The 25,176-nt window shown below is 30.4% G+C and carries 16 protein-coding genes and 5 pseudogenes; all 21 read left to right on the top strand.

The window, feature by feature from the left end; translation table 11 throughout:
• The 21 genes and pseudogenes from ACKRLN_RS03730 (at nt 1) to ACKRLN_RS03630 (ending at nt 24,979) form a co-directional block, all read left to right on the top strand.
• A complete protein-coding gene (locus tag ACKRLN_RS03730; protein WP_416335298.1) occupies nt 1-2,574 on the top strand; it encodes a CD1108 family mobile element protein in 2,574 nt (857 codons plus the stop codon).
• 14 nt (nt 2,575-2,588) lie between these two features.
• Nucleotides 2,589-2,828: a hypothetical protein gene (locus tag ACKRLN_RS03725; RefSeq protein ID WP_048950584.1), complete on the top strand. Its 240-nt coding sequence runs from the start codon at nt 2,589-2,591 to the stop codon at nt 2,826-2,828.
• Nucleotides 2,815-4,398 (top strand): stalk domain-containing protein, encoded by a 1,584-nt coding sequence (locus tag ACKRLN_RS03720; protein WP_416335297.1) that lies wholly within the window; start codon nt 2,815-2,817, stop codon nt 4,396-4,398. Before ACKRLN_RS03725 ends, ACKRLN_RS03720 begins: the two co-directional genes overlap by 14 nt.
• Before the next feature lie 14 nt (nt 4,399-4,412).
• The gene (locus tag ACKRLN_RS03715; protein ID WP_416335296.1) at nt 4,413-5,276 is read left to right on the top strand and encodes a CD1107 family mobile element protein; all 864 of its coding nucleotides are present in this window, start codon (nt 4,413-4,415) and stop codon (nt 5,274-5,276) included.
• A 73-nt stretch (nt 5,277-5,349) separates the two neighbouring features.
• Nucleotides 5,350-5,961: a DUF6088 family protein gene (locus ACKRLN_RS03710; protein ID WP_416335295.1), complete on the top strand. Its 612-nt coding sequence runs from the start codon at nt 5,350-5,352 to the stop codon at nt 5,959-5,961.
• Entirely contained in the window at nt 5,954-6,937 is a 984-nt protein-coding gene (locus tag ACKRLN_RS03705; protein WP_416335294.1) for a nucleotidyl transferase AbiEii/AbiGii toxin family protein, read from the top strand. Before ACKRLN_RS03710 ends, ACKRLN_RS03705 begins: the two co-directional genes overlap by 8 nt.
• A gap of 92 nt (nt 6,938-7,029) precedes the next feature.
• Nucleotides 7,030-8,751, top strand: a complete 1,722-nt coding sequence (locus tag ACKRLN_RS03700) for a DNA topoisomerase 3 (protein WP_416335293.1) — start codon at nt 7,030-7,032, stop codon at nt 8,749-8,751.
• Nucleotides 8,744-8,881 (top strand): annotated as a pseudogene (locus tag ACKRLN_RS03695) (DNA (cytosine-5-)-methyltransferase); the annotation flags it as partial. The gene ACKRLN_RS03700 and the pseudogene ACKRLN_RS03695, both read left to right, overlap by 8 nt.
• A 19-nt stretch (nt 8,882-8,900) precedes the next feature.
• Nucleotides 8,901-9,308, top strand: coding sequence for a DUF1492 domain-containing protein (locus tag ACKRLN_RS03690; protein ID WP_416335292.1), 408 nt, complete (start codon nt 8,901-8,903; stop codon nt 9,306-9,308).
• Nucleotides 9,309-9,340: 32 nt separating this feature from the next.
• Nucleotides 9,341-9,844, top strand: coding sequence for a hypothetical protein (locus tag ACKRLN_RS03685; protein ID WP_416335291.1), 504 nt, complete (start codon nt 9,341-9,343; stop codon nt 9,842-9,844).
• A gap of 268 nt (nt 9,845-10,112) precedes the next feature.
• A pseudogene (locus tag ACKRLN_RS03680) lies at nt 10,113-10,268 on the top strand (HNH endonuclease); the annotation flags it as partial.
• 3 nt (nt 10,269-10,271) lie between these two features.
• A pseudogene (locus tag ACKRLN_RS03675) lies at nt 10,272-10,970 on the top strand (DNA cytosine methyltransferase); the annotation flags it as partial.
• A 226-nt stretch (nt 10,971-11,196) separates the two neighbouring features.
• Nucleotides 11,197-11,538: a hypothetical protein gene (locus ACKRLN_RS03670; RefSeq protein WP_416335290.1), complete on the top strand. Its 342-nt coding sequence runs from the start codon at nt 11,197-11,199 to the stop codon at nt 11,536-11,538.
• Nucleotides 11,539-11,603: 65 nt separating this feature from the next.
• On the top strand, nt 11,604-12,395 hold the full coding sequence (locus ACKRLN_RS03665; protein ID WP_416335289.1) for a hypothetical protein: 792 nt from the start codon (nt 11,604-11,606) through the stop codon (nt 12,393-12,395).
• Nucleotides 12,382-13,188, top strand: coding sequence for a hypothetical protein (locus tag ACKRLN_RS03660; RefSeq protein WP_416335288.1), 807 nt, complete (start codon nt 12,382-12,384; stop codon nt 13,186-13,188). Before ACKRLN_RS03665 ends, ACKRLN_RS03660 begins: the two co-directional genes overlap by 14 nt.
• A 12-nt stretch (nt 13,189-13,200) precedes the next feature.
• Complete coding sequence (locus tag ACKRLN_RS03655; protein WP_416335287.1) at nt 13,201-13,836, top strand: ABC transporter ATP-binding protein; 636 nt, start codon at nt 13,201-13,203, stop codon at nt 13,834-13,836.
• A 376-nt stretch (nt 13,837-14,212) separates the two neighbouring features.
• Entirely contained in the window at nt 14,213-16,477 is a 2,265-nt protein-coding gene (locus tag ACKRLN_RS03650) for a hypothetical protein (RefSeq protein WP_416335286.1), read from the top strand.
• 4 nt (nt 16,478-16,481) lie between these two features.
• A pseudogene (locus ACKRLN_RS03645) lies at nt 16,482-21,854 on the top strand (helicase-related protein); the annotation flags it as partial.
• Nucleotides 21,855-21,897: 43 nt separating this feature from the next.
• A pseudogene (locus tag ACKRLN_RS03640) lies at nt 21,898-22,553 on the top strand (DNA-binding protein).
• Between the two features lie 301 nt (nt 22,554-22,854).
• The gene (locus ACKRLN_RS03635) at nt 22,855-24,402 is read left to right on the top strand and encodes a hypothetical protein (protein WP_416335285.1); all 1,548 of its coding nucleotides are present in this window, start codon (nt 22,855-22,857) and stop codon (nt 24,400-24,402) included.
• Nucleotides 24,374-24,979: a response regulator gene (locus tag ACKRLN_RS03630; protein ID WP_416335284.1), complete on the top strand. Its 606-nt coding sequence runs from the start codon at nt 24,374-24,376 to the stop codon at nt 24,977-24,979. Before ACKRLN_RS03635 ends, ACKRLN_RS03630 begins: the two co-directional genes overlap by 29 nt.
• Nucleotides 24,980-25,176 lie beyond the last annotated feature (197 nt).

Genomic DNA, 25,176 nt, shown 5'->3' with positions numbered 1-25,176 from the left:
ATGGGTAAAAAACTAAAAAAAGATTTTCAAAAGAAAATTATACGAAATAGGGACGCTCCTGAAAAGAATATGGATAGTAAACTTGTTCATTCAGATGATTATACCAATAAGATTATTAAAACTAAGAATAGGTTCGGAGATAAAATTTCAGAAAAAGAATCTAAACTTATTCATGAGAATGTATTAGCTAAAGATCAAAAACAAGATAGACTAAAAGACTTTCAGAAGGCTAAAAACAAGGAAAGAATTAGAAAAGAAGTTTTAGATAATAAGGATAAGGCTGAAGAAACAAAACAAGTTAATCTTGAAATAAGTGTAGATGAAAGCTTTAAACTTGATGAAGACTTAGATGTAGACTTTAAAAAGGTGAATTTTGACAGTAAAAATAGTAGAAATATTAATTCTAATAAACTAACAACAGATGATATTTCAGCTAAGGCTCAACCAATAAGCAATAAGAAGGCATCAAGTAAAAGACAAGTCCTTAAAAATTATGAGGATAAACTTATTCATAGTAAGGATAAATTCCAAGACAAAATTAACGAGAGAGAGTCTAAGCGAATCCACACAAGCGAAGATAAACCTATCGAAGCAAAGAAGAGTAATAGAATATTCAGAAAAGATAAGCTTGTTAAAGATGAAGTAAGTAAGAACGACAGTAATGCTAATATCGATAAAAAACAAAAGCTTTATCAAGAAAAGAAGTTTAGAGATAAGGAAAAATTTTCTAAAGAGATAGATAAAGAGAGTAAGCTAAGCCAAGTTGATACAGATAAGACTCTTGATAATTCTGAGCTTAAAGACAATAATCAAGAATTTATAAAGGATGAAAAGGAAACAATCCTTAAACCTTCAGAACAAAAGAAAGTTAATAAAAAGAAGACTTACTACAAAAGAAAAAATTATGAAAGTGATAAATTCACTCGAAAGAAAATTGATGACTTAAAAAATGAATCTAAGAAAGCTACACCGAAAGATTCTAAGAAAGCACAAGATGTTAAAGACTTTATCTCAGATAAAAAGATTGGAGAGCTTGAAAAGTCTAAAAGTAAGCTAAAGGATAATATCTTAAAGAATAAAACTAAAGGAAGTCTATCTTCTGGGGTTTTATTATCTGGAGCTAAGTCATCAGAGTTAGTGAGAGATTATTTAAGTTCAGGATCTGATAATACTGGTGTAGAATCTGGAGAAAAGGCCGCTAATGTAAGCTCTAAACTCCAGCATGGAATAAGAAAGTATAAGCTAGATAAAAAGAAAAAGTCCTTAAAAAAGCTATCTAAACTTGATAAGAAAATAAAAAAGAGAAAAAGCAAGTTGGAGTTTAAAAGTGAATTAGAAGATTTAAAAAAGTCAGATGCCTATACAAAGAAAAATAGATTTAAAAAGTTTTACCAGAGAAAACAAATGAAAAGCATGATAGCTAAAAAGCACGAAACAAGACTTGTAGATAGGGTTAAAAAAGCTATTTTAAGTTTAGGTAAGGCTTCTAAAGAGCTAATCGTAAGAAAAAGTAAGATGGTTTTATTTCTAGTAATAGGACTAGGTCTTATGCTATCAATCATGATTGGTGGCGGAAGTGTTGGTATGAGTGGACTAAGTAACTCAGTAAACTCAGTAATTACAACAACATACCTATCACAAGATACAGTTCTAAGTGAAGTTAATCAAGAATTTTCATCAATGGAATATGACCTACAATCACAAATCGAAAGTGTAAAAACAAGTCATCCTGGATATGACGAATATATTATAAATAAAGAAGGAGAAATTGGTCATAATACCCATGAACTTTTATCCTATATAACTTCAAGATGTGGAGAAGTAAAATCAGCATCTGAAGTAAAAGGAATTTTAAAAGAACTTTTTGACAAGATGTATAAGCTTGATTTTAAGGAAGAAATTGAGATTAGAACAAGAACAGTAGCAAGAACTAGATATGATAGTCGTGGCAATCCTTATACTAGCTATGAAAAAGAAGAGTACGAATATAAAAAGTTAATTGTAACTTTAAAGAAAAAAGAAATGGATGAAGTTGTTAGGGAAATATTTAAAGATTATCCAGACAATGTAGTTCACTATGAAGCTCTTCTTGAAGCTAAGGGAAATATGGGAGATGTTTTTGGATCAGGTAATGGGGACTTAGGAGAAATAGTAGATAATCCAAACTTTGGCAATCCTGGTCTTGCTTTTGATTCAGCTACTGCCAAAGCCTTATTTAATGAAGCAGAAAAACATATAGGCAAAAGATATGTGTTTGGAGCAAGTGGACCATCTAACTTTGACTGCTCAGGATTTGTAAGTTGGTCATTTACAAAGTCTGGTGTAAAGAGTATGCCAAGAACAACTGCATGGAGAATATACAAAGACTATTGTAATCCAGTAAGTCCAAGTGAAGCTCAACCTGGAGATATTATATTTTTCCACTCAACATATAACAGTGGAACTCCAATATCTCATGTAGGAATATACGCAGGTAACGGAATGATGATTCACGCAGGAGATCCAATTCAATACACATCAATAAATTCAAAATATTGGAAATCACACTTTTATGGTTTTGGAAGACCAAGATAGAAGGGAGAAATTATGTGAACAGAAAACTTATAAGTATTAGAAACAAAAAGAAAAAAATAGAAGAGAAGTTAAAAGATTTAAATGCAAAATACAAGGAAATTTGTGATGAAGAAATACAAGTTGAAAATGAAGAGATAATTGTAACTATTAGGAGAAACAATATTAGCTTGGAAGAATTAATGGAGAAAATCAATGATAGGAAAAGAGAAGAAAAATTAAAAGAAAAGGAGAACATTCATAATGAAGAAATTTAACACGAACAGACTAAGAGCCTTTTTTATGGCTCTTTTATTAGTTTTAACATCAACTTCAACTACTAATGTACTAGCTAAATCTGATGATGCAGATGGTAATAAAAAAGTGATAGAAAGTTCAATAAGTAATATTAATGATTTAGAAAATCAAATCAAAGACTTAAATGATAAGAAACAAGAAGACCAATCAAAGATAGATGAATTAAAGGAAAAGCTAGAATCTTACAAAGGTAATGGAGAAAAACTAAAACAAGAAAAGGCTAAGCTAGAAGAGGAAATTAGAGATAAAGACAATAAGATTGCTCAATTGGAAAAAGAAATTGAGGATCTTAAAAATTCTAATAATGATAAACTAATAGCAGAAATTACTCAGCTTAAAGATGAATTAAAAAGATTACAAGATGAAAATGCAAAACTTAAAGAAAATTATTCATCTACAAAATGGGAGTTAGAAGCTGAGAAAGAAAAGACCGATAAAAACGAAAATAAAATCAAAGAAATGCAAGAAAAGCTTGAATCTTTAGAAGGAGAACTTGCAAAGAAGACTAAAGAAATTGAGGGTAAAGACAATAAAATTAAGGACTTAGAAAAAACTCTTGATGAAAAAGATACTAAGATAAAAGACTTAGAGTCTAAAAAGAAACAGACAGAAAATTCTAAGTCAGAATGCTTTAAGAAAATTGAAGAGCTTCAAAAGGCTATTGATAGTTTAAAAGAATCTTCTGAAAATACAAAAAAAGAATTAGAAGATAAGATTAAAGGACTAGAAGAAAAACAAAAAGCTTCTGAAGAAGAAATTAAAAAGCTAAAAGAAGAATTAGATAAGAAAATTGAAGAAGCAAAGAAGTTAATCGAGGAAGCAAATAAAAAATCGAAAGAAGAACCCGAAAAACAATCTAAAGATGAAAAAGACAAAAATCTAAACCAAGACTTATCTAAGAAATTAGATGAACTTCTAAAACTCCAAAAAGAAAACAAAGAGAAGGAAGAAGATGAGAAATCTCAAGACAAAAAGTGGGACGAACTTTTAAAAGCTGATGACAAGAATATTCTAAATCAATTTGATCTTAACAAGATTAAAAAGCAAGAGGAACAACAAGGCAAAAAACAAGTTAAAGATGAAAAAGAATTTGCAGTTTTCCAAGTAGACAAAAACTTTTATAACATTATCAATAAAGATGGTAAGACAACAGTCTATATGGATGTAAAAACTTATGTGGATCAAGGAAGAACTATGATTCCAGTAAGATATATTGCTTATACTCTAGGTTTTAATGTTGAGTATGACAACTCTACTCGTGAAGCTATTTTCTCCAATAAAGAAAATAATATATTAGCTAAAAAGACATTAAGACTAAATATTGATACTGGTATTATGAAAGATTCAGATGGAAAGGTCTACAATTCAGATGTTAAGCCAGTGATTATAAATGGAAGAATTCATGCTTCAATTTCAAATATTGCTAAAGCTTTTGGAGCAAGTCATGGAGATATTAAAGATGGTAAAAATCAAACAATAGAATGGGACAATGCTAGAAAAGCAGTCTATGTATTTAAAAATGTAAAATAAGAGAGGATAGAAAAATGAATAAGAGTATTAAACGAGGAGTAGCCATAGCGTTACTCCTTTTTACATTTACAGTACCAGCAACTACATTTGCAATGACAAATGAAGGGCAAATAGAAAGTCAAAACGAATCAATCTATGAACCACAAAAAGAAGAATTTGAGAAAATGTTGAAAGATGATGTTTTTACACCGTCAAAAGAAGAAATTCCTTATCAAGATGTTCCAAGAATACCAGGAAATACAAGTGAAGCAAATAAGCCTTCAAATAATCCTCCTAAGGAAACACCACTTGTAAAAGGTGGTAATACAAAGGCGGTAAATAATCTTGCGACACAAGAAAACAAGGCAAGAGGTTCAGTAGTTGAAAATGTAGATAGGAATGGAAAAGATATTACACCAAGTGGAGATACAGAAAAAGATAAAGAAAATCCAGTAGATGTAAGACAATTTTTAACATTTCAAACTAAAAGTGGAAAAACTATGCACCTAATAGTGGATCACTCATCAAATCAAGATAATGTAAGATTATTAACAGAAGTAGGAGAGCAAGACCTACTTAATATGATTGAATCAGAAGATAAAAATACCATAAAGGTTGAAGAGCCTAAGAAAGAAGAAGTAAAAAAAGAAGAACCTAAGACTGTTCCAGTAAAAGAAGAAAAGAAAAGCGGGATAGGTTCATTTCTTATTGTTGCACTTGTAATTGGAGGAGTTATAGGAGCAGGATATTATTTTAAGGTAGTTAAAGCAAAAGAAGATAGAATGTTGGAAGACTTTGAAGAAGATGATGAGGATTATATTAGTGAGTCAGAAGATGAATCTGATAATGAAGAAAGTAATGAAGAATCACTAGATGATGATGACGATGAACTATTATAAAGGTATGAAAATTAAGTACAATTGAATTTTTGTCACGAATATGATACAATATCCGTGACAAAGGAGAATTGTAATGAGTTCATATATGGAAATAATATCAGATAAAATAAATGATTTTGACTCACATAAAGTATTTTTTGCAAATGACTTTTTAGATATTGCATCTAATGCTACGGTTAGACAAATACTAAAAAGATTAGCAGATGAATATAAAATCAAGCGCGTCATCGATGGTTTTTATTACAATCCAAAATACAGTGAGTTAATTGGAGAGTACGAAGCAGTATCAATTCACGAGTTGGCACTTGCCATAGCGAGAAAATACAATTGGAATATTGCACCATATAGTAGCACAGCCTTAAACCTATTAGGACTTTCAACACAAGTTCCAACTCACTATAAATATATATCTAGTGGAAGATATAAAGAATATAAAATTGGAGATACAATTTTAGAATTTAAAAAAGTAAATCCAGGAGAGATTGCTAATATGTCCTTAAAGACAGCGACTGTAATTCAAGCAATTAAGTCTTTAGGGAAAGAAAATATCAATGCCCAAGTTATGCAAAAGATAAGAGAAAATTTAACTCAAGAAGAAAGAACAGATTTAATGAACGAATCAAAATCAGTTCCTGCATGGATATATGAAGTAATAAGGGAAATTTGTGAGGGCAAAAATGAATAAGTTTTATATAGAAAACAAAGAAGACTTAAGAGTTTTAATGGTAAATACAGCCAGAAAGAGAAATATATCTGAGGCAGTTATTGAAAAGGACTATTGGGTTACTTTTATCTTAGATTATCTATTTAATGAAAACAAATGGAGGGAATATTTTACCTTTAAAGGAGGAACATCACTTTCAAAATGCTTTGGACTTATAGAAAGATTTTCTGAAGATATAGATTTAATATTAGATTGGCGAGTATTAGGATATGAAGAAAAAGAACCATGGTTAGAAAGATCAAATACCAAGCAAGATAAATTCAACAAAGCAGTTAATGAAAAGACAGAAATATTTTTAAGAGATGAATTTTTAAAAGTTTTAGAAGAAGATTTAAAGGGCATGGACTTTGAATTTTGGGTTGATAGTCTTGATCCACAAACAATTCTATTTAAATATCCTAAAATCTTTGAATCTAATTATTTAACACAAAATATAAGACTTGAAATAGGAAGCCTTGCAGCATGGACACCTGCAATTGGAGTTAAAATTTCACCAATAATTAGTGAAGCATATCCAAATGTATTTAAAGAAAAAACAAGCATAAGAACAGTCTTAGCAGAGAGAACCTTTTGGGAAAAAGCAACAATTTTACACCACGAAGCAAATAGACCAGAAGCTTCTCCTATGCCCCACAGATATGCAAGACACTTTTATGACCTATATAAAATAGCAAATTCAGATTTTAAAAACAAAGCCTTAGAGGATAAAGAATTACTAAAGAAAGTGACTGAATTTAAAATGAAATTCTACCCTAGAAAGTGGGCAAGGTATGAAGATGCATTAAGTGGTAAATTGAAGTTAGTTCCAAGAGAATTTCGATTTTCTGAAATAGAAAAAGATTATGAGGCTATGTCAGAAATGATTTATGGAGACTATCCAAAATTTGAAGAGATTATAAAAGTTCTTAAAGAACTAGAAAAAGAAATTAATAAGTAAGTAGAATTCTCCCGAAAATAATATATTATTCGGGAGAAGTATTTTTAGCGAGAGAGAAATCTTTCGCTCTTTTTTTATTTATGGAGGTATTAATGAAGTTAGTAATAGCAGAAAAGCCAAGTGTAGCAGTTACAATTGCAAAAGTAATTGGAGCTAGAACTAGAAAAAATGGATATTATGAGGGGAATGGATACATTGTTTCTTGGTGTGTAGGTCATTTAATTCAAATGGCAAGTCCCGATAAGATAGACGAAAAATGGAAGAAATGGACAATAGAAAATCTTCCTATAATCCCAGAAGAATATATTTATGAAGTATCTAAAAGCACTAAGAAACAATATGGAGTTTTAAAGAAACTTTTAAACGATAAGAACATCGACAAAGTAATAAATGCTTGTGATGCTGGAAGAGAGGGAGAGCTTATTTTTAGGCTTGTATATAATCAAGCTAAATGTAAAAAGAAGATTCAAAGGCTTTGGATATCTTCAATGGAAAACAAAGCTATTGAAGATGGCTTTAGAAATCTTAAAAACGGAGAAAACTTTGAAGACTTATATAGATCAGCAAGTGCAAGAGCTATTGCGGATTGGCTGGTAGGAATGAATTTAAGTAGGCTTTATTCTTGCATTTATAAGGAAACATATTCTGTTGGTAGAGTACAAACACCAACTCTATATTTAATAGCTAAAAGGGATAGTGAAATAAACCTATTTAAGAAGAAAAAATATTATACCGTTGATCTATCTTATGGAGTATTGAAACTTGTATCAGATAGGATTGATAGAATTGAAGTTGCGGAACAACTATTAAACTTGCTAGAAGATGAAATAGTTATTACAGAGGTAGAAGATAAAGAAATAAGTACAAAACCAGATAAGCCTTATGATCTCACTACCTTACAAAGAGAAGCAAATAAATATTTTGGATATTCAGCAAATGACACTTTAAACCTGGCACAAGGCTTGTATGAAAAAAAGCTAATCACATATCCAAGAACAGATAGTAGGCATTTAACCGATGATATGGTTAATACTATGAAAGAATTATTAGAAGGACTTGAAGATGATTTTAAAATCAATGAATCAAACTTTAGGTCTATTTTTAATTCATCCAAGGTTACAGACCACTATGCAATTATTCCTACTATATCAGGTATTGGAAAAGCCAAAGATTTATCTGATAAAGAAAGTAAAATCTATAATCTAATTAAGGATAAATTACTTGCTTCATGTTCGGATAATTTAAAGGAATCTAGCAGAAAAATCAGATATGAATATGATAAGTTTAACTTTAATTCAAGTGGCAAGACTGTAATAGATGAAGGTTATACAAAGTATCTAAAGCCTTATGGAAAGGGAAGACAAGAAAATGAATTACCAGATGTAAAGACTGGAGATAAAATTAAGCTAACTTCTAAAAATATATCTGAGAAATTTACAAAAGCTCCAGGTCATTATAATGAAAATACGCTTTTAAAGGCTATGGAGAATGCAGGAGTAGAGTCTTTGGATAAAGACATAGAAGTAGAAAGAAAAGGTTTAGGAACACCAGCTACAAGAGCAGGAATTATCGAAAATCTTATCCATAAGGATCTTATAAGAAGAGATAAGAAAAATTTACTCGTAACAGAAAAAGGAAATAGACTTGTATCGATTGTAGAGGATAAGTTTAAGTCGGCACAAACAACATCTGAATGGGAAATGAAACTTGCAAAGATTAGCTCTGGCGAAGTAGATAAAGAAGACTTTTTAAGAGAAATAGAAGATAGTATAAGGGAGCTTGTAGATAGGTACAAAAATAATCTAAATGAATAAGGTAAAAATATTAGAGCTTTTCGGTGGCATAGGTGCTATTAGAAAGGCTTTTATTAATTTGAAGATACCTTATGAAGTAGTTGATTATGTAGAAATAGATAAGGCTTGTGTTAAATCTTTCGCTCTTTTTTTATTTATGGAGGTAAGAAATGAATGCAAAAGAATATTTAAAACAAGCATTTTATTTGGACAAGAGAATTAATTCTAAGCTTGAGCAAGTAGAAAGTCTTAATACACTAGCTACAAAAGCCACATCAACCTTATCAGATATGCCAAAGAGTCCTAGTAGAGGAACATCAAGACTTGAAGAAACAATAGTGAAGATTATAGATCTTCAAGAAGAAATCAATAGGGATATAGATAAGTTGGTGGACTTGAAGAAGGAAATAGCTAATTCAATTTTTGCATTAAAAGACAAAGAGGAACAAACAGTGCTTGAAAAAAGATATCTTTGTTTTGAATCTTGGGAAAAGATTGCAGTAGATATGAATTACTCAATTCAGTACTGCTTTAATATCCATAGGAATGCACTAAAAGCAATTGACATGAAGTTCTAATACTGATAAAGTTTATATAGGAGAGATATAAAATGAACAAAAAAATCATATCATTATCACTAGCGACTATATTCGCTTTACAATCTATAACACCGATTGCTTATGCTAAGGAAGAATATAATTTTAGCTATGTGATTGAAGAAGTAGAAAATTTAGATATTACTAATGATGAGTATATAGAATTTATAAATGAATTTAACAAGTCTTTAAATGAAGATGGCATTATTCTGACAAAAGATAGAGGATTAAAATCAAAGTCTGCTAAAGCTGCAGCAAAAGCTATGAAGAAAGCTCTGTATAAAATTGGAAGCAGATCTTTTGATAAAGCAATTAAAGCAGCTGCAAAAAAACTTCCTGAGAAGGCTGGGAAAATTATTGTTGAAAAGGTTACTTATTCTAAGGTTTCGGCTGTACTAAATATTGTGGCTAATGTTGAAGGCACAATAACTGATGCATTAGCAAATCAACTAGCAAAAATAATGCCTAGAAGTATTGCCAATATGGCTTCTAGAGCTATAATTTTTATATTACTATAGTATGAAACGTGAAGAAATATTAAGAAAGATTTATCTTTTTTTAGTTTTTTATGTTTTATCTAATTTGATATCGGTAGAAGATAGCTTGTTATATAAGAGTTTGTATTCAGTCTTGCTAGTATCTACAGCATTTTATTTCTTTAAGAAAAACAAATAGTAAAGTTGATAGAATAAGAGTAGAGAAATGTAGTATAGTTAAAATAGCAAAAGAATAATAAAATGAGCCTTGGAGATCAAATCTTCAGGGCTTTTTGTATGGAGTGATAAAGTGCCAAGAAAACCTAAGAGACCATGTTCTTATCCAGGTTGTCCAAAACTAGTTGATGGAAGATTCTGTAAGGAACATGAGAAAGAATACAACAAAGCTTATGAAAAATACAAAAGAAACCCTGAGACTCATAAGCGCTATGGAAAAGCATGGAGGAGTAAAAACTCAGGAACTAGATCAAGCCTACTATTTGAAACAATTAGAATAATTAAAGAAATGAAAGATAAACCTAAATGGATAATTTGGGAGAATGTAAAGGGAGTCCTTGATAGAAATATGAGGGACTCCTTTTTTATTTATCTAAAAGAGCTAGAATACCTTGGATATGAGAGTAAGTATGAAATCTTAAATGCAATGGACTTTGGAATACCTCAAAAAAGAGAGAGGATATTTGTTGTTTCACAATTCGGAGAAAATAACTTTTCTTTTAATAAATTGGAGAGGAAAGAAACAAGACCACTGAGTGAATTTTTAGAAAAGGATGTAAGTGAACTTTATACAATGACCCAACCCTATATGCTCAAATTTTTAAATAAAGGCATAGATAACAGCTTTAGAGGGCGACTAAAAGTGATTAAAGATTTTTCGTATACTATTTCTACAAAACAGATGAGAGTACCTAATTCTGGAATAATAGATATTGGAAATGGTCAGTATAGGTATTTAACAGAAAGAGAATGTTTAAGACTCATGGGTTTTAATGATAGTGATATTGACAAACTAGAGGAAGTACATGCTAGAAGAAAAAATTGTACCTCAAGCAAACTATATAAGCAGGCCGGCAATTCTATTGTGGTTGATGTTTTAATAGCTATTATAAAAGAAATCTATGAAAACGATTTGACAAAAATCCAATAACATAGTATTATAAAAATAAGAAAGGTAATGTAAATGAAATCATAATAGCAACAAATAAAGGAGATATTATGAAGTATTTTAACTTACAAAGGTACAAGAACGGAGACTTATTTGTCTGAAACTTAGTTGATTATGTTTGGAATTTTAAAATTAATATGGGAGGAAAAAGATGAATAAGATTAATATTAAAACAAAATTGTTTGCAGGCGTCTGTGCTATGTTGTTGATGGGAACAACGGTTGTTTCTGCTAGAGAGGTTGATACTTATAATTTGATTATGCCAAGATTCGGTGGGGTAACAAAAACAGATTCCCTATATAAGAGCAATCAAACTAGAGCTGTGAATAATAATACCTATGTAGGTGGTGGTTATACAATGCACTCTGCTATTTATAGAGGTGAAAATAAGATGACCTCTACATATAGTGCTGGTAGCGGTGATAGAATTTACTTGAAATATAATAGTCCGTCAGATGCACAAGGCTCTAATCTTAGATTAGGTGGGTGGACTGGACTATCAACATATGTGAAGGTTCAAACAACTGGATCATGGAGTCCAGATGAATAATAAAATATATGTTTACACTAAGGGGTGAGCAAATTCGTTCACCCCTTTTATTAATGGAGGGATATATGTCTTATAGGTTAAATGTAGTATCAAGAGTGATGAGAAGCAAAAGATTTTTCTTATCTATACTTATTATTTTATTATCTATGATTTTTTCTTTGACTGCCTTTGTAGAAGAGGGCATGGAATACTTTTTCAAACACGACTATGCTATGACATTTTTACAAGGATATAACGGGGATAGGTCTTTGCTTGTAATTTTAGCACCTCTAATCGCAACCCTTCCTTTTGCAGCCCAACATGTCGAAAACAGTAAGAGTGGAACAATGAAATATCTTGTAGCAAGAATGGGATATAAAAAATATTTCAATTCTAACTTCATAATAAATTTTCTCACATCTTTTATAACTTTCGCTATTGGTATGTTCATATTTTTTATAGCAAGCTTTGTGTTATTTTCAAAGGATATTAATATGGATACTTATATGGGAATGACAGGAGTATCCACCTATAAAATGCTTGCAGATAAATCTGCCCTACTTTATATATTAGCAATAATTCTACATTGTGCATTTGTAGGTGCTTGTTATAGCAGTGTGGGACTTTCTTTATCTTATTTTATTAAAAACAAGTTTGTCGCTTGGATAGGACCTTTTATTATAGCAACGATTGGATCTTTGTTTGCGATGTTTGTTGGACTTACTAAGCTTGAGCCAATGGCAATATTCGACGTGTCAAGAGTACAAGGAATGACGCCTGTATTTGTTATTTCTTATTTGCTTATAAGCCTCCTGCTAGCCTATGTTTTGTCTTATATGAAATTTAAAAAGGATATAGATAACGATGAAGAAATATAAAGATTTAAAAAATAAAAGTGAAATCTATATTATCTTTATATATCTATTAGTGGCAGGTTCAATACTTGCAAGTTTTAGCCAGCTTATTAGCTTTAAATATAAGTATGGGAATTTTAACTTTGGGGAAATGATTCTAATAATGTTTAACGACTCCTATACTGGATATTTTACTTTTCCTTTTTTATTAGGCTTTGTTTTGATGATTCAAAGTCCAGTTGAAGGAAATATATTCTTCACCCTAACAAGGTACACAAATAGGAAAGAATTTTATAAAAACAAACATAAAAAAGTTATTAGAAGCCTTTTAGATTATGTGGGTTGTATTTGTTTATTTTGCTTAATAGTAGGGATAGGATCTTCGAATTTTGGATTTAATATTTCTCAAGCAACAAAAGAATTTGCAAAAATTTATTTGCTAGGGAATTTTGAAACGAATAACGTAATTTTGGAAATATTTAAGCTAGTCATTTTGCAGGTTTTGCTCCTATATTTCTTTTCCCTAGTCTATGCTCTTTTAATACAATTTAGGATTTCACAATCCCTTGTATTTGTCATATATACAGGCATCCTAATAATTGCGGCAGGAATGAGTTTGGGATTTTTTGGTGATGTGATTAAGGATTTTTCCCTTTTTTCATTAGCAAGTTCAATTAATGGACGTGGGATAAAATTTATTTATAGGTTGTTAGCCCTAGCAGGTATAGATTTGATTTTGCTTATATTGAATTTTAAAATATTTGAAAATAAAGACATCAATCTTCCGAAAGGAAGTAAGCAGTATCAGAATGAGTAAGGAGGGGAGATTATGGACCTAATAAGGTTAGAAAATGTATCAAAAGCTTTTGGAAATAAGAAAGTAATAGATAATATTTCCTATAATTTTGAAGCAGGTAAAATATATGGGATTGTCGGAACAAACGGGTGTGGAAAGAGTGTTTTATTTAAGTTGATTTCAGGCTTAATGAAAGCATCTTCTGGTAAAATTATAGTTAATAAAACAGTTGTTGGAAAAAATGGGGCTATCCCAGCTGACTTGGGTTTACTAATTGAACATCCAGGATTTTTGCCAAACCTAACAGGATTTGAAAACTTAGACCAATTAGCTGCTATTAAAAACAAAATCACCAAGGCAGATATTGATGAGATTTTAAAAGAGGTATCCTTATATCAAGATAAGGATGTAAAGGTAAAAAATTATTCCCTAGGCATGCTTCAAAGACTAGGTATAGCTCAAGCTCTTATGGAAAAACCAAAACTCTTGCTCCTTGATGAGCCCTTTAATAGTATGGATCACGAAGGAGTAGTAGAACTTAGGGAAATAATTAAGTCTTACGTTAGAAATAAGGGGGTAACGATGCTTATCACATCCCACAATAAGGAAGATATAGATATTTTATCTGACCAAGTTCTTGTTTTAAAAAATGGAAAATTGTTATATTAATCATCATATATACATCTGCCCTAATCTCTTTAGGAAGTGATTAAGTGGATGTTGTAATAGAAAATAGAATAGCAGAATTTCGTAAAGAGCTTGGAATATCATAACATAGGCTTGCCAAAGCTATAGGTATGAAGAGAAAATTAATAATGTCATATGAGAACAATATTATTAGTCAAACACTATAAACTACTTATAAAATCTACAAAGTTTTATATAAGGATATAAAAAAAGCATTTATATTTGAGTAAAGATAGGTGTTACTAATTAAATTGGAATTCAATTACAATCAATAAGAACTACTGAGAATCTAGGTATAGATTTTTAGTAGTTTTTATTTTGAGAAATATCAGAACTTAAAAAGAAATGGAGGAGAAATATGCAAGTAAATGATTTTAAGAATATACAAGAAGCAATAAAGTATGAAGTTTTACAAGATGAAAAAGAATATTTAAAGCTCTTAAAGGTTATAGGCAATAATCAAAAATATGATTTTTCAAGCCAATTAAGTATATATAATAAGGAGCCTGAAGCTAGAGCTTGTGCGACTTTTGATATGTGGAAAAAATATTTTGGCAGAGTTGTTATGAGAGGTCAAAAGGGTATTCCAATTTTAGTTGGAAGTGATGTAAATCAAAGAATTTCATATATTTTTGATATTAGTCAGACCACATCAATGGATAGGAATATTAATGAGGTTAGCTTATGGCAGTTTGACCACGAAAACCATAACGAGGCTTTAAAAGAAATAATAAGAGATTCTTCATTTGAAGCTAGTGATTCACTTAATGAAAATATATTTTCTTTGAGCCGAATTTATGGAGATGAATACATTAACTTGGCTCTTGCTGATTTGAGAATAGATATAGAGGATAGACTAAGTTTTGAAAAGTTTATGAGGGACTCAATATCCTATGCAGTAGCTAATAGGTTTAATATAGTCTACCCTATAGATATGGAAAATTTAATAAATAATTTTTCTAGGATTAATACAATTTCTTTAGAGCAAATAGGTCTTGTAATATCAAGGGTTAGTGAAGATATTATAGATAGCACAATAGAAAAATCTAAGGAAATAGATCGTGCTAGGCTGCTGACAGAAAGGGCCGCAGCCGACTATAATAGAGATATAGAAAATATAAATGAAGATAGAGGAGGTCAAAATGATTTATATAGACGAGATGATAGGTCAAGAAATAGAGATGGACGAGTTTTCACAGATGGAAGCGACAGAGGAAATAGCGATGAAGATCGAAGAAAAAACCTTGGACATGATGGAGAAGGATCTGGAATTTATGGAGAGATTTCCGAATCCAACATACGCAGTTCTAAGACTGTCTTACCTGGTAGGGAGCGAGGACATGGAGAACTGGAAGAAACTTCAGAAAATGTACGAGGAGAAAACACTTTTGAACCACCTGAAGGAAATTCAGACTCAGGTAGTGGACTATATCAAGAGAGAGAAAGTCAAGATGATGAAAGCACAAGGATTGACAGAGAAGATGATGAGAGAGAATCCAGAACAATACCAAGGACAGATGAACAACTTGATGGCAACAGTGAAGAGAATGGCAATCAAGGAATACGTGGAAGCTTAGAAAATGAAATAAGCCAAGAAAAGGAAGCTGATGAAGCTTCTTTTTTTGATGGCAAAAACACTGAAAATGGAAAAGATTATTGGATTGTAGAATTTAATGAAAACCACGAATTAGTTCCCGATTATAGTGGGCAGATAGTAACTAAAGATTTAATTAATGTCCTAAGGCAAAAGGATATTGATGTTAAAGACCATAATCAAACTCTTGGAGAAAATGAATTTGGAGAAATGACTGATGATTATATCGGATATTTCAAATTCTATTTTGACCACTATGTAGACGGCGAAGTTGTCGAACACTATAGGATTGACCTTGGTGATGGTAAAGAAGTAAATGAGCGTGAATTTTCATATTTAGAAGAGCAAATTGCAATAGGCGAGGAAAAATCTTTACAAGAAGAATCTAGGGAAAATATAGAGCCTAAATTTAAGATAGGCGATCAGGTTAGATATAAGGATAAGGACTTTACAATTACAGATTTTGATGAACTAAGTGGAGGACTTAAAACTGTCAATATCAGAGATAATATGGAATATATGGGAGGTATGATTAGGGGTTCGGAAGTAATTCCATATAGAAACGATTCATACCTTGAAGAAATCTTTGAAAATATAAGTCAAACATCAGAAAAACTAGCAGTAAAGGTTGGTAAGGAATTTATTTTAGAAGATGAGAATACCTTTGATGGAATTAACTTAATTGAAACTGGAACTAAAGTAGAAGTTAATGGAGAAGAATTTCCCTTATATAAGGGTGAAACATTTGAAAAAAGTAGAAAGATTGATGACCTTTTAGATAGTGGAAATTATGAGATATACAAATTATCTGAGCATGAAAAACAAATTGAAATACAAGTAGAGCAAGAAAGCTTTATAGATAAACACAATCCTGAAATTGACCAAATGATGGATAGATACAATGTGCCTAGAGAAGCAGCCGAAAACTTATTGAGGGGTAAAGAAGATTTAAAGAATCTAGGCTATGAACCTAATAAGGAAAGGATAAGTTTTGCTAGAAATTATGACTTGAAAAATCATATCTACTGAATACCTAACACCATCAGAAAAGCTAGATAAAAATATCAAAGCTATCAAAATGCTCAAAAGACTTGAAAATGAAAATAGGAGTCCAAGAGAGTATGAACAAGCCTATCTTGCTGATTATCTAGGTTGGGGTGGTCTTGCAGATGTCTTTGATGAAGAAAAAGGAGGACAATGGCTTGAAGCAAGAAATATTTTAAAAGAAAATCTAACAAATGAAGAGTATTTGAATGCTAAAGAGTCTACTTTAACATCATTTTATACACCTAGAGAGGTAATGGATAGAATATATAAGACTCTAACAGATATGGGTTTTAAGACTGGGAATATCCTTGAACCATCTGCAGGAGTCGGTAATTTCATTGGTAATATGCCAAGTGAAATACGAAGCTCTAAAGTCTATGGAGTAGAAAAAGATAGTCTAAGCGGAATGATAGCAAGAGAACTTTATCCTGAATCTAATATTCAAATTAAAGGCTTTGAAGAAACAAACTTCTCAAATAATTTCTTTGACTTGGTAATAGGAAATGTTCCCTTTGGAGATTTTAAAGTTAACGATCGTGAATATAACAGAAATAACTTTCTGATTCACGATTATTTTTTTGCAAAGTCAATAGATAAGGTTAGGAATGGAGGAATTATTGCCTTCATAACATCATCTGGAACTATGGATAAAAAAGATGAATCTGTTAGAAAATATATTAATGCAAGATGTGAGTTTTTAGGAGCTATGAGGCTTCCTAATACTACATTTAAAGGACTTGCTGGTACAGAAGTTACTTCAGATATTATTTTCTTAAAAAAGAGAGATTCAGTTATAGAAAGAGATGACGATTGGGTACACCTATCAACTGATAAAAAGGGTTTGACTTATAATAAATACTTTGTAGATAATCCTCAAATGGTATTAGGGGATATGAAAGAAGTATCTGGTAGATTTGGAAATACTATTACTTGTGATGAAAAAGAAGACGAAAATCTAAAGGATTTAATGGATCTTGCAAGTAAGGAAATATCTTCAAATTCAAAATATGAAGAGGTTGAACTATTGGAAGATGAAGAATTAAGTCTTCCAGCAACAGATGATGTTAAAAACTTTTCTTACACTATTATTGATGAAGAGGTCTACCTTAGAGAAAACTCAGTCTTAATTAAGCAGAATATATCAGATAAAAACAAAGAAAAGATAAAAGATTACCTTGATGTAATGAATGCTTTAAAAGATGTAATAGAAAAACAAAAGGACGATTTTTCTGATGAAGAAATAAAAGAGTCACAAGCAAAGTTAAATGAAGTCTATGATAACTTTTCAAAGAAACATGGCTTCATTAACTCCTTATCAAACACTAGAGCCTTAAAAGAAGACTCAAACTTTCCTTTGGTTTCATCAATAGAAATACTTGATGATGAGGATAATTTCAAAGCAAAGAGTGATATATTTTCGAAAAGAACAATAACAAAGGCAAAGGTAGTAGATCATGTAGATACTTCCCTTGAAGCCTTAGTTTTATCAGTTTCACAAAAAGGATATGTAGATTTTGAATATATGGAATCTATCACTAACAAAGATAGGGACACCTTAATTGGTGAGCTTGAGGGCGAGATATTTTTAGATATTAAGGATACAGACCTAATAAATAACAGAATGCCCTTTGAAAACTTTGACAATGACGATCCCTTTCATTTTTCATATGTATCAGCTGATGAATATTTAAGTGGTAATATCAGAGAGAAAATTGGCTATCTAAATTCATATATCGGAGAAATTGAAAATGTGATAGATTTAGCACCTTCTGAAAAGAAAGACACATTATTAAACGAGTTAGGTAAACTCAAATATCAAAGAGAAAAATTACAAGAAGTTATGCCTGAAGAACTCACTGCTTCTGATATAAATGTAAGGCTAGGAGCAACTTGGATACCTCAAAAAGATATAGAAGACTTTACTTTTAACCTTTTAAAAACACCTGGCTATGATAGGTGGAATATAAATGTTAGGTTCTCACCACATACAAGTGAATGGAACATTGAAGGTAAAAGTGTTGACTCAGCTAATGACCTTGCTAACATGACTTATGGTACAAGTAGAGTGAATGCCTATAAGCTAATTGAAAATGCTCTTAATCTAAAAGATACGAAGGTATTTGACCAAGTAATAAATGATGATGGTTCTAAGACTTCTGTATTAAACAAAAAAGAAACTATGCTTGCAAGTCAAAAGCAAGAACTGATTAAAGAAGAATTTAAGAATTGGATATTTGAAGATCCTGATAGAAGATATAGGCTAGAAAAGATTTATAATGAAAAATTCAATTCAATTAGAAATAGAGAATTTGATGGCTCTAACTTAACTTTTGATGGAATGAATACTGAAATCAGACTTCGAGAACATCAAAAAAATGCCATAGCAAGGACTCTTTATGGTGGAAATACACTACTTGCCCATGTAGTAGGAGCAGGAAAAACTTTTGAAATGGTAGCTTCTGCTATGGAATCTAAAAAGTTAGGACTTGCAAGTAAATCATTATTTGTAGTTCCTAACCATCTAACCACTCAAATTGGTAGAGAGTTTATGCAGTTATATCCGTCAGCAAACATTATGGTGGCCGATAAAAAAGACTTTCAACCCAAAAATAGGAAAAGATTTATTGGTAGGATTGCAACGGGAGAATATGACGCAGTCATCATAGGACACTCTCAATTCGAAAAAATACCAATGTCTAAGGAATACCAGGTAAGGCATATACAAGACCAAATAGATGATATAGTTTCCTTTATTGATGAGAATAAAAGAAATAGAGGAGAAAATTTCACAGTAAAACAACTAGAAAAAACAAAGAAAAAACTCTTGGTAAGACTGGAAAAACTAAATGATGACTTTAAAAAAGATGATGTAATAACCTTTGAAGAACTAGGAGTAGATAAGTTATTTATAGACGAAGCTCATAATTACAAAAACTTATTCTTGCATACCAAGATGAGAAATGTTGCGGGTATCGGTCAAAGTGAAGCCTTTAAGTCTTCAGATATGTATATGAAATGTAGGTATATGGACGAAATGACAGATGGAAAGGGAGTTGTATTTGCTACTGGTACACCAATATCAAATTCAATGACTGAGCTTTATACCATGCAAAGATACCTTCAATATGACGATTTAAAGGCAAGAGGATTAGAACATTTTGACGCTTGGGCTTCTACTTTTGGAGAAACAGAAAACACCTTTGAATTATCTCCAGAAGGCACTGGGTATAGGCAAAAGACAAGATTTTCAAAGTTTTATAACTTGCCAGAACTGATGTCTATGTTTAAAGAGGTAGCAGATATAAAGACCTCAGATATGTTAAATTTGCCAGTACCAGAAGCAAACTTCGAAGTTATTAAAACAAAACCTACTGAGGAACAAAAAGAAATATTAGAAGCTATTTCAGAAAGAGCAGACGCAGTTAGAAATAACCAAGTCGAACCAACAGAAGACAATATGTTAAAGATTACAAATGATGGTAAAAAACTTGCCCTTGACCAAAGATTAATAAATCCACTACTTCCCGATGATCCTAATTCAAAGGTTAATGTATGCGTTAAAAATATCTTTTCGATCTGGGATAAGACAAAAGAAAATTCATCGACACAATTAGTGTTTTCAGATATGTCCACACCAAAAGGAGATGGAGAATTTAATATCTATGATGATATTAGAAATAAGCTAGTGAATATGGGAATACCTAAAGAAGAAATAGCCTTTATCCACGAAGCAGATACAGACAAACAAAAAGATGAATTGTTCTCTAAGGTAAGAAGAGGAGAAGTAAGAGTATTATTAGGATCTACTCAAAAAATGGGAGCAGGTACAAATGTACAAAATAAATTAATAGCCTTACACGATTTAGACGTCCCATGGAGACCGTCTGACCTAGAGCAAAGAAGTGGTAGAATTGTTCGTCAAGGTAATGAAAATGATAAGGTAAATATCTTTAGATATGTAACAGAAAATACTTTTGATGCTTATTTGTGGCAGACGATAGAGAATAAGCAGAAATTCATTTCTCAAATCATGACTTCAAAAACTCCAGTAAGAGTTGCAGAAGATGTTGATGAAGCAAGTCTATCTTATTCAGAAATTAAAGCTTTAGCTACTGGCAATCCTCTGATTAAAGAAAAAATGGATTTAGATAACGAAGTTACAAAATTAAAAATGCTGGAAGCAAACTATAAGTCTAATAAATACAAGCTTGAAGATAAGGTAAATAAAATTTATCCTCAAAGTATTTTAAAAACTGAAATGGAAATAAAAGCAGTTAAAGAAGATATTGCAAGTGTTGAGAAATTAGGAGAAGGAGATAGCAAATTCACTTCAATAAGTCTTGGGACAAATAAGATTTTAGATAAGAAAGAGGCTGGAGAGAAGCTGTTAGAGGAAATAAAAAAGGTAAAGATAAATGATAGCAAGGTTATTGGTAAATATAGAAATTTAGACTTACAAGTTTCATATAATTTTATGACTAATACTCACACCTTCAAACTTCTAGGAAAAGCAGAATACTTTGGCGAGTTTTCAAACTCTACTGATGGTAATATAGCAAGGCTGGATAATGCCATTGAAAAAATGCCTTCAAGGATTGAAAGATTAAATCAAAACCTTGAAAACTATAAAGAATCCTTAGAAAATGCCAAAGTAGAATTGACTAAACCATTTGAAAAAGCAGATGAATTAAGGGATAAAACACTAAGATTAGCTGAGATTAATAAACTTTTAGATATGGGAGAAGTAGAAGAATTAGAAAACCAATCACCATTATTAGAAGATTTAAAGAGAGCGATAGTTGATTATTCTAACTACGAGTTTTCAGAATCTAATAGCTATGAAGACTTTGACAAATTATACCCCGATTTAAGCCATATAGGACTTGCCTATACAGAAACACCAGATGGGAAGCACTTTATTCAACATGAGGTAAATTTGGAAGAAAAAACATGGACTCAGTATGTAGATAATATTGCTATTAGAACAGAATCTTTTGTAGAAGAAGATATATCTAATTCAGAAGCTATTAAAGATATGACTGAAGCCATAAAGATGTCAAGTTTTGATGATCTGGTATCAGTAGATGAAGAAGATTTAAAACAAGCCCTAGGACTAGAAATAGATGATGACGGAAATTTCTATGATCCACTAGCAAAAGATCTTGACAATGATGGAATACCAGATAGGTATGACAATGATTTTAAAGATAGTGATTATTTTGAATCAACTTATGATGTAGAGGATAATCTTCACGCAAGGGAAGAGAAACCATCAATATTGGGACAAATATCAAAATTCAAATCTGAAGAAGAAAAAGATAAAAATCAAGAAAAAAACGAAAAAGGACAAGAAAGATAGAGGAGGGCGAATAGCTCTCCTTATTTAGTACAAGGAGGAAATTATGGAATACAAAGATATTAGAGAAAACTTAGAAGAAATGATGAATGATAATTACAAGGATTTTATAAAAGCACTTGTAGCATAGAAAAAGGCGTTACTGATGAAAAGGCACTTGAAGAAGTTTATGTTTTATATATGAACAATGATACAACAGGTCTATTAAGTGATGACTTTGACTATATGATTGATGAAATGAAAGAACAAGGTAAGATTGTTGAAAATGTCGGTGAAATTGAAGAAAAAGATGATCTTATAAATCTTGTCGGTAATATAGCTGGCAAAGTAGAAAATCTTGAACGAGAAAATGCTAATGGAGAAAAGTTTAAAGTAAGTAACTTTTCAATTGTTTCAAAAGATGACGATGGAAATAAAATTTATACCAATTGTTCAGCCTATGGAGATAAGACAAAAGATTTAGAGAAACTAAAACAAGGAGATTTTGTTAAAATCTTCGGACAAGTAAAAACAAGCATTGATAACAACGGAAAGGAACATAAAAATGTTCGTATTTTGTCTTCTAAGCTCTTAAAAGCAAAAGAACAAGTAAAGAGTCAAGACAAGGATAAAAAGTCCATATTAGGGCAAATAAAAAGCTTTAAGACAGATGACAAAGCTAAGTCAAATAAGAAAAATCATAGCAAAGGTGCAGAGAGATAAATATCGGCAGTCTTCGGACTGCCTTTATTTTTTTATCATGTTGAAACAGATTGTATAATGACGTTATAAAATTACGGTAGGTATGATACACAAAAGTTAGCTGTAATTATATCTTAATACGTCTATAATAGTATTAAAAGCTGAAGTTAAAATAGAAACACAAAAATATTACAATATATTGAAATTTGTAATTAATACCAGAATCTTATGTATAATTTTAATAGAGCTTTTTTCGGAAGTAAGAAAATCAAATTTTATATAGAAAAAGATTATCGGATTTAAAATTTAAAAGGAGGGCAGGATGAGAAAACAAAATTTTATTTTAATTACACATATATTATTGCAATTTGTTTTGTTCATTCCCTTAGCACCATTCATAAGGTATCAGCATTCATTAGATATGGGGATTGTAATAGTATTTTTACTAAGTATTATAAACTTTTTAGCTTATATTATATGCGTGTTAAATACTGAAAAAAATTATATACTGATGCATAGCTTAGTTGTTGAATTATTTATTATTTTCATGGTTTTACAAGATTTAATATTAAGAAATCTTTCGATAGGAAAGTATATCGAACTATTAATCTATAGCTTGATACTATTTGCAAGTTTCAGTCTTTTAAGCTCATCGAATAGAATTAAATTTATTCCATTAATTACAACAGTAGGGATTATCATATCAATAATAATGATTAAATTTAATATTTATTTAGCATCTTCAATATTTAATTATGTTGTGATTATTTTATTATTAACTCCAATAATATTATATTCAAAGGATAAAAATATTCGAAAATATGAAAGTAAGACAATTATAATATTGCAAACTTTATTTATAATAGCGTTTTTCGTATATAAGAAGTATGAATCTGAGGGACTTATTTCTATAAGTGAGTATCAACTGTTTACATGTATCTTCATTGAATCTATATTACTGTATAGGATTGGTAAGACAAAAATCAAAAGCGGTTTATTATTTTTCTCCCGTTCTTTGAAAAAAATATTTCCTGAATTTATAATTTTATTTCTAATGCTTCATTTTACATTATTATCTTTTTCAGGAGTTATAGTATTTTCTTTAAGCTTTTTCATATTTTTGGTAGAATTTAGCTTGTTCGAAAAACATAAAAAATCCAATTATATAACGTTTGAGGAAATGTTAGATAATTATTATGTTGAAAAACATAGAAATTTAGAAATTGAAAAACTAAATACTCTAAGGATACAGACATTTTTACATGATGACATTCTACAGATTATCATAGCAATACGAAGGTGGATAGAGGACAATCTTTCAGGATCTGGTAAGCAATACATCATAGAAAACCTGGATAAGTTAAACGACTTGATTCGTCATGAAATAAATTCATTTAATCCAATGCTCAATGATTATAGTTCTCTATATGACGCATATAGCAGACTTATAGTTGATATAGAAAATATGTATCTAGATAATGAAATGCTTATAGAATTTGAATGTGATAGAAATATAGATTTACCCAGTCCTTATGCTGAATTGATTTACAAATGTATCAATGAATTATTAATAAATGCACTAAAACATTCAAAAGGATATAGCACGGATATAGTTCTTATAAATTTAGAAGATAAAATTGATCTTACAATAAAAAATTATGGGGATTATTTAGAAGATGAAGAAAAAATAGTAGAGGGAAATATAGGATTAAATATTTTAAGATTAAACTTAAGAGAATACGGCGGAAAACTTGATTTTGATTTTTCTAATAATCAAAATGAATTAGATGAATCATTTGTAGAATTTAAAATAGAAGTTCCAGTAGAAAGGAGTGTAGTAAATGAAAATCTTATTAATAGAAGATCATAAAATGGTCGCAACTTCTTTAAAAATGAGCTTAGAGACGGACGAATCTATTTCTGTAGATATAGTAAATGATGTTAAAGAACTTAGTATAAATGAATCCGTATTTAACTATGACTTATTACTTATAGATATTAATTTGACAGGAATAGAAGGAACAATAAATGGTTTAGATCTAGCTGAAAAATTAATAGAAAAGTATGAGGAAATTAAAATTGTTATCTTAACTGCATATAAATTAGACTTTTATATTAAAAGAGCAAAAAGAATTGGATGTAAAGGATTTATTTCCAAAGAAGAAGAGACATCTAAACTAATAGAAGATATAAAATCTATCGCCTTGAAAGGCAAAGCGATCTTTCCAGAAGATAATCATATGTTAGAACCATTAACAAATAGTGAAATTCATATAGTTAAACTATATTCAAACGGACTATCAAGGAAAGAGTTAGCCAAAGAACTAAATACAAATGTAAGAAGCCTGGCAGTATCTTTGTCACGAATATATCAAAAGTTAGGTGTTAGAAATTACCAAGAAATGATAGATAAAGTGCGTGAATTAGGATATGTTGATTCATTTTAGAGACAAGCATTAGAATTTTATAATTCTAGTGCTTTTTTATTCACAAAAGTTAGCTGAAATAGAATTCAAAAAAATATAAAATTAAGGAAAGGTGGAAATTAATAACATTTAAGGTTGGTAAAGCAATGAATTATTCTAGTAAACTGAAAAAATAAATAAAAATAGTTAGGAATAACTAAAGAATAAGAACTTAAGAC

Origin of the sequence: Anaerococcus sp. AH8042_DFU013_CI05, from assembly GCF_047936775.1 — a bacterium.
Lineage (GTDB): Bacteria > Bacillota > Clostridia > Tissierellales > Peptoniphilaceae > Anaerococcus.
The sequence above is the reverse complement of the archived record's forward strand: the minus strand, read 5'-3'. Positions and strand labels throughout refer to the sequence as shown.

Excerpts from the sequence above, each read along its gene's own strand:
- ACKRLN_RS03710 (WP_416335295.1), top strand. The coding sequence starts at position 5,350 with ATGAGTTCATATATGGAAATAATATCAGATAAAATAAATGATTTTGAC.
- ACKRLN_RS03635 (WP_416335285.1), top strand. The coding sequence starts at position 22,855 with ATGAGAAAACAAAATTTTATTTTAATTACACATATATTATTGCAATTT.
- ACKRLN_RS03730 (WP_416335298.1), top strand. The coding sequence starts at position 1 with ATGGGTAAAAAACTAAAAAAAGATTTTCAAAAGAAAATTATACGAAAT.
- ACKRLN_RS03715 (WP_416335296.1), top strand. The coding sequence starts at position 4,413 with ATGAATAAGAGTATTAAACGAGGAGTAGCCATAGCGTTACTCCTTTTT.
- ACKRLN_RS03660 (WP_416335288.1), top strand. The coding sequence starts at position 12,382 with ATGAAGAAATATAAAGATTTAAAAAATAAAAGTGAAATCTATATTATC.
- ACKRLN_RS03670 (WP_416335290.1), top strand. The coding sequence starts at position 11,197 with ATGGGAACAACGGTTGTTTCTGCTAGAGAGGTTGATACTTATAATTTG.
- ACKRLN_RS03700 (WP_416335293.1), top strand. The coding sequence starts at position 7,030 with ATGAAGTTAGTAATAGCAGAAAAGCCAAGTGTAGCAGTTACAATTGCA.
- ACKRLN_RS03650 (WP_416335286.1), top strand. The coding sequence starts at position 14,213 with ATGCAAGTAAATGATTTTAAGAATATACAAGAAGCAATAAAGTATGAA.
- ACKRLN_RS03705 (WP_416335294.1), top strand. The coding sequence starts at position 5,954 with ATGAATAAGTTTTATATAGAAAACAAAGAAGACTTAAGAGTTTTAATG.
- ACKRLN_RS03655 (WP_416335287.1), top strand. The coding sequence starts at position 13,201 with ATGGACCTAATAAGGTTAGAAAATGTATCAAAAGCTTTTGGAAATAAG.
- ACKRLN_RS03685 (WP_416335291.1), top strand. The coding sequence starts at position 9,341 with ATGAACAAAAAAATCATATCATTATCACTAGCGACTATATTCGCTTTA.
- ACKRLN_RS03720 (WP_416335297.1), top strand. The coding sequence starts at position 2,815 with ATGAAGAAATTTAACACGAACAGACTAAGAGCCTTTTTTATGGCTCTT.
- ACKRLN_RS03690 (WP_416335292.1), top strand. The coding sequence starts at position 8,901 with ATGAATGCAAAAGAATATTTAAAACAAGCATTTTATTTGGACAAGAGA.
- ACKRLN_RS03665 (WP_416335289.1), top strand. The coding sequence starts at position 11,604 with ATGTCTTATAGGTTAAATGTAGTATCAAGAGTGATGAGAAGCAAAAGA.
- ACKRLN_RS03630 (WP_416335284.1), top strand. The coding sequence starts at position 24,374 with ATGAAAATCTTATTAATAGAAGATCATAAAATGGTCGCAACTTCTTTA.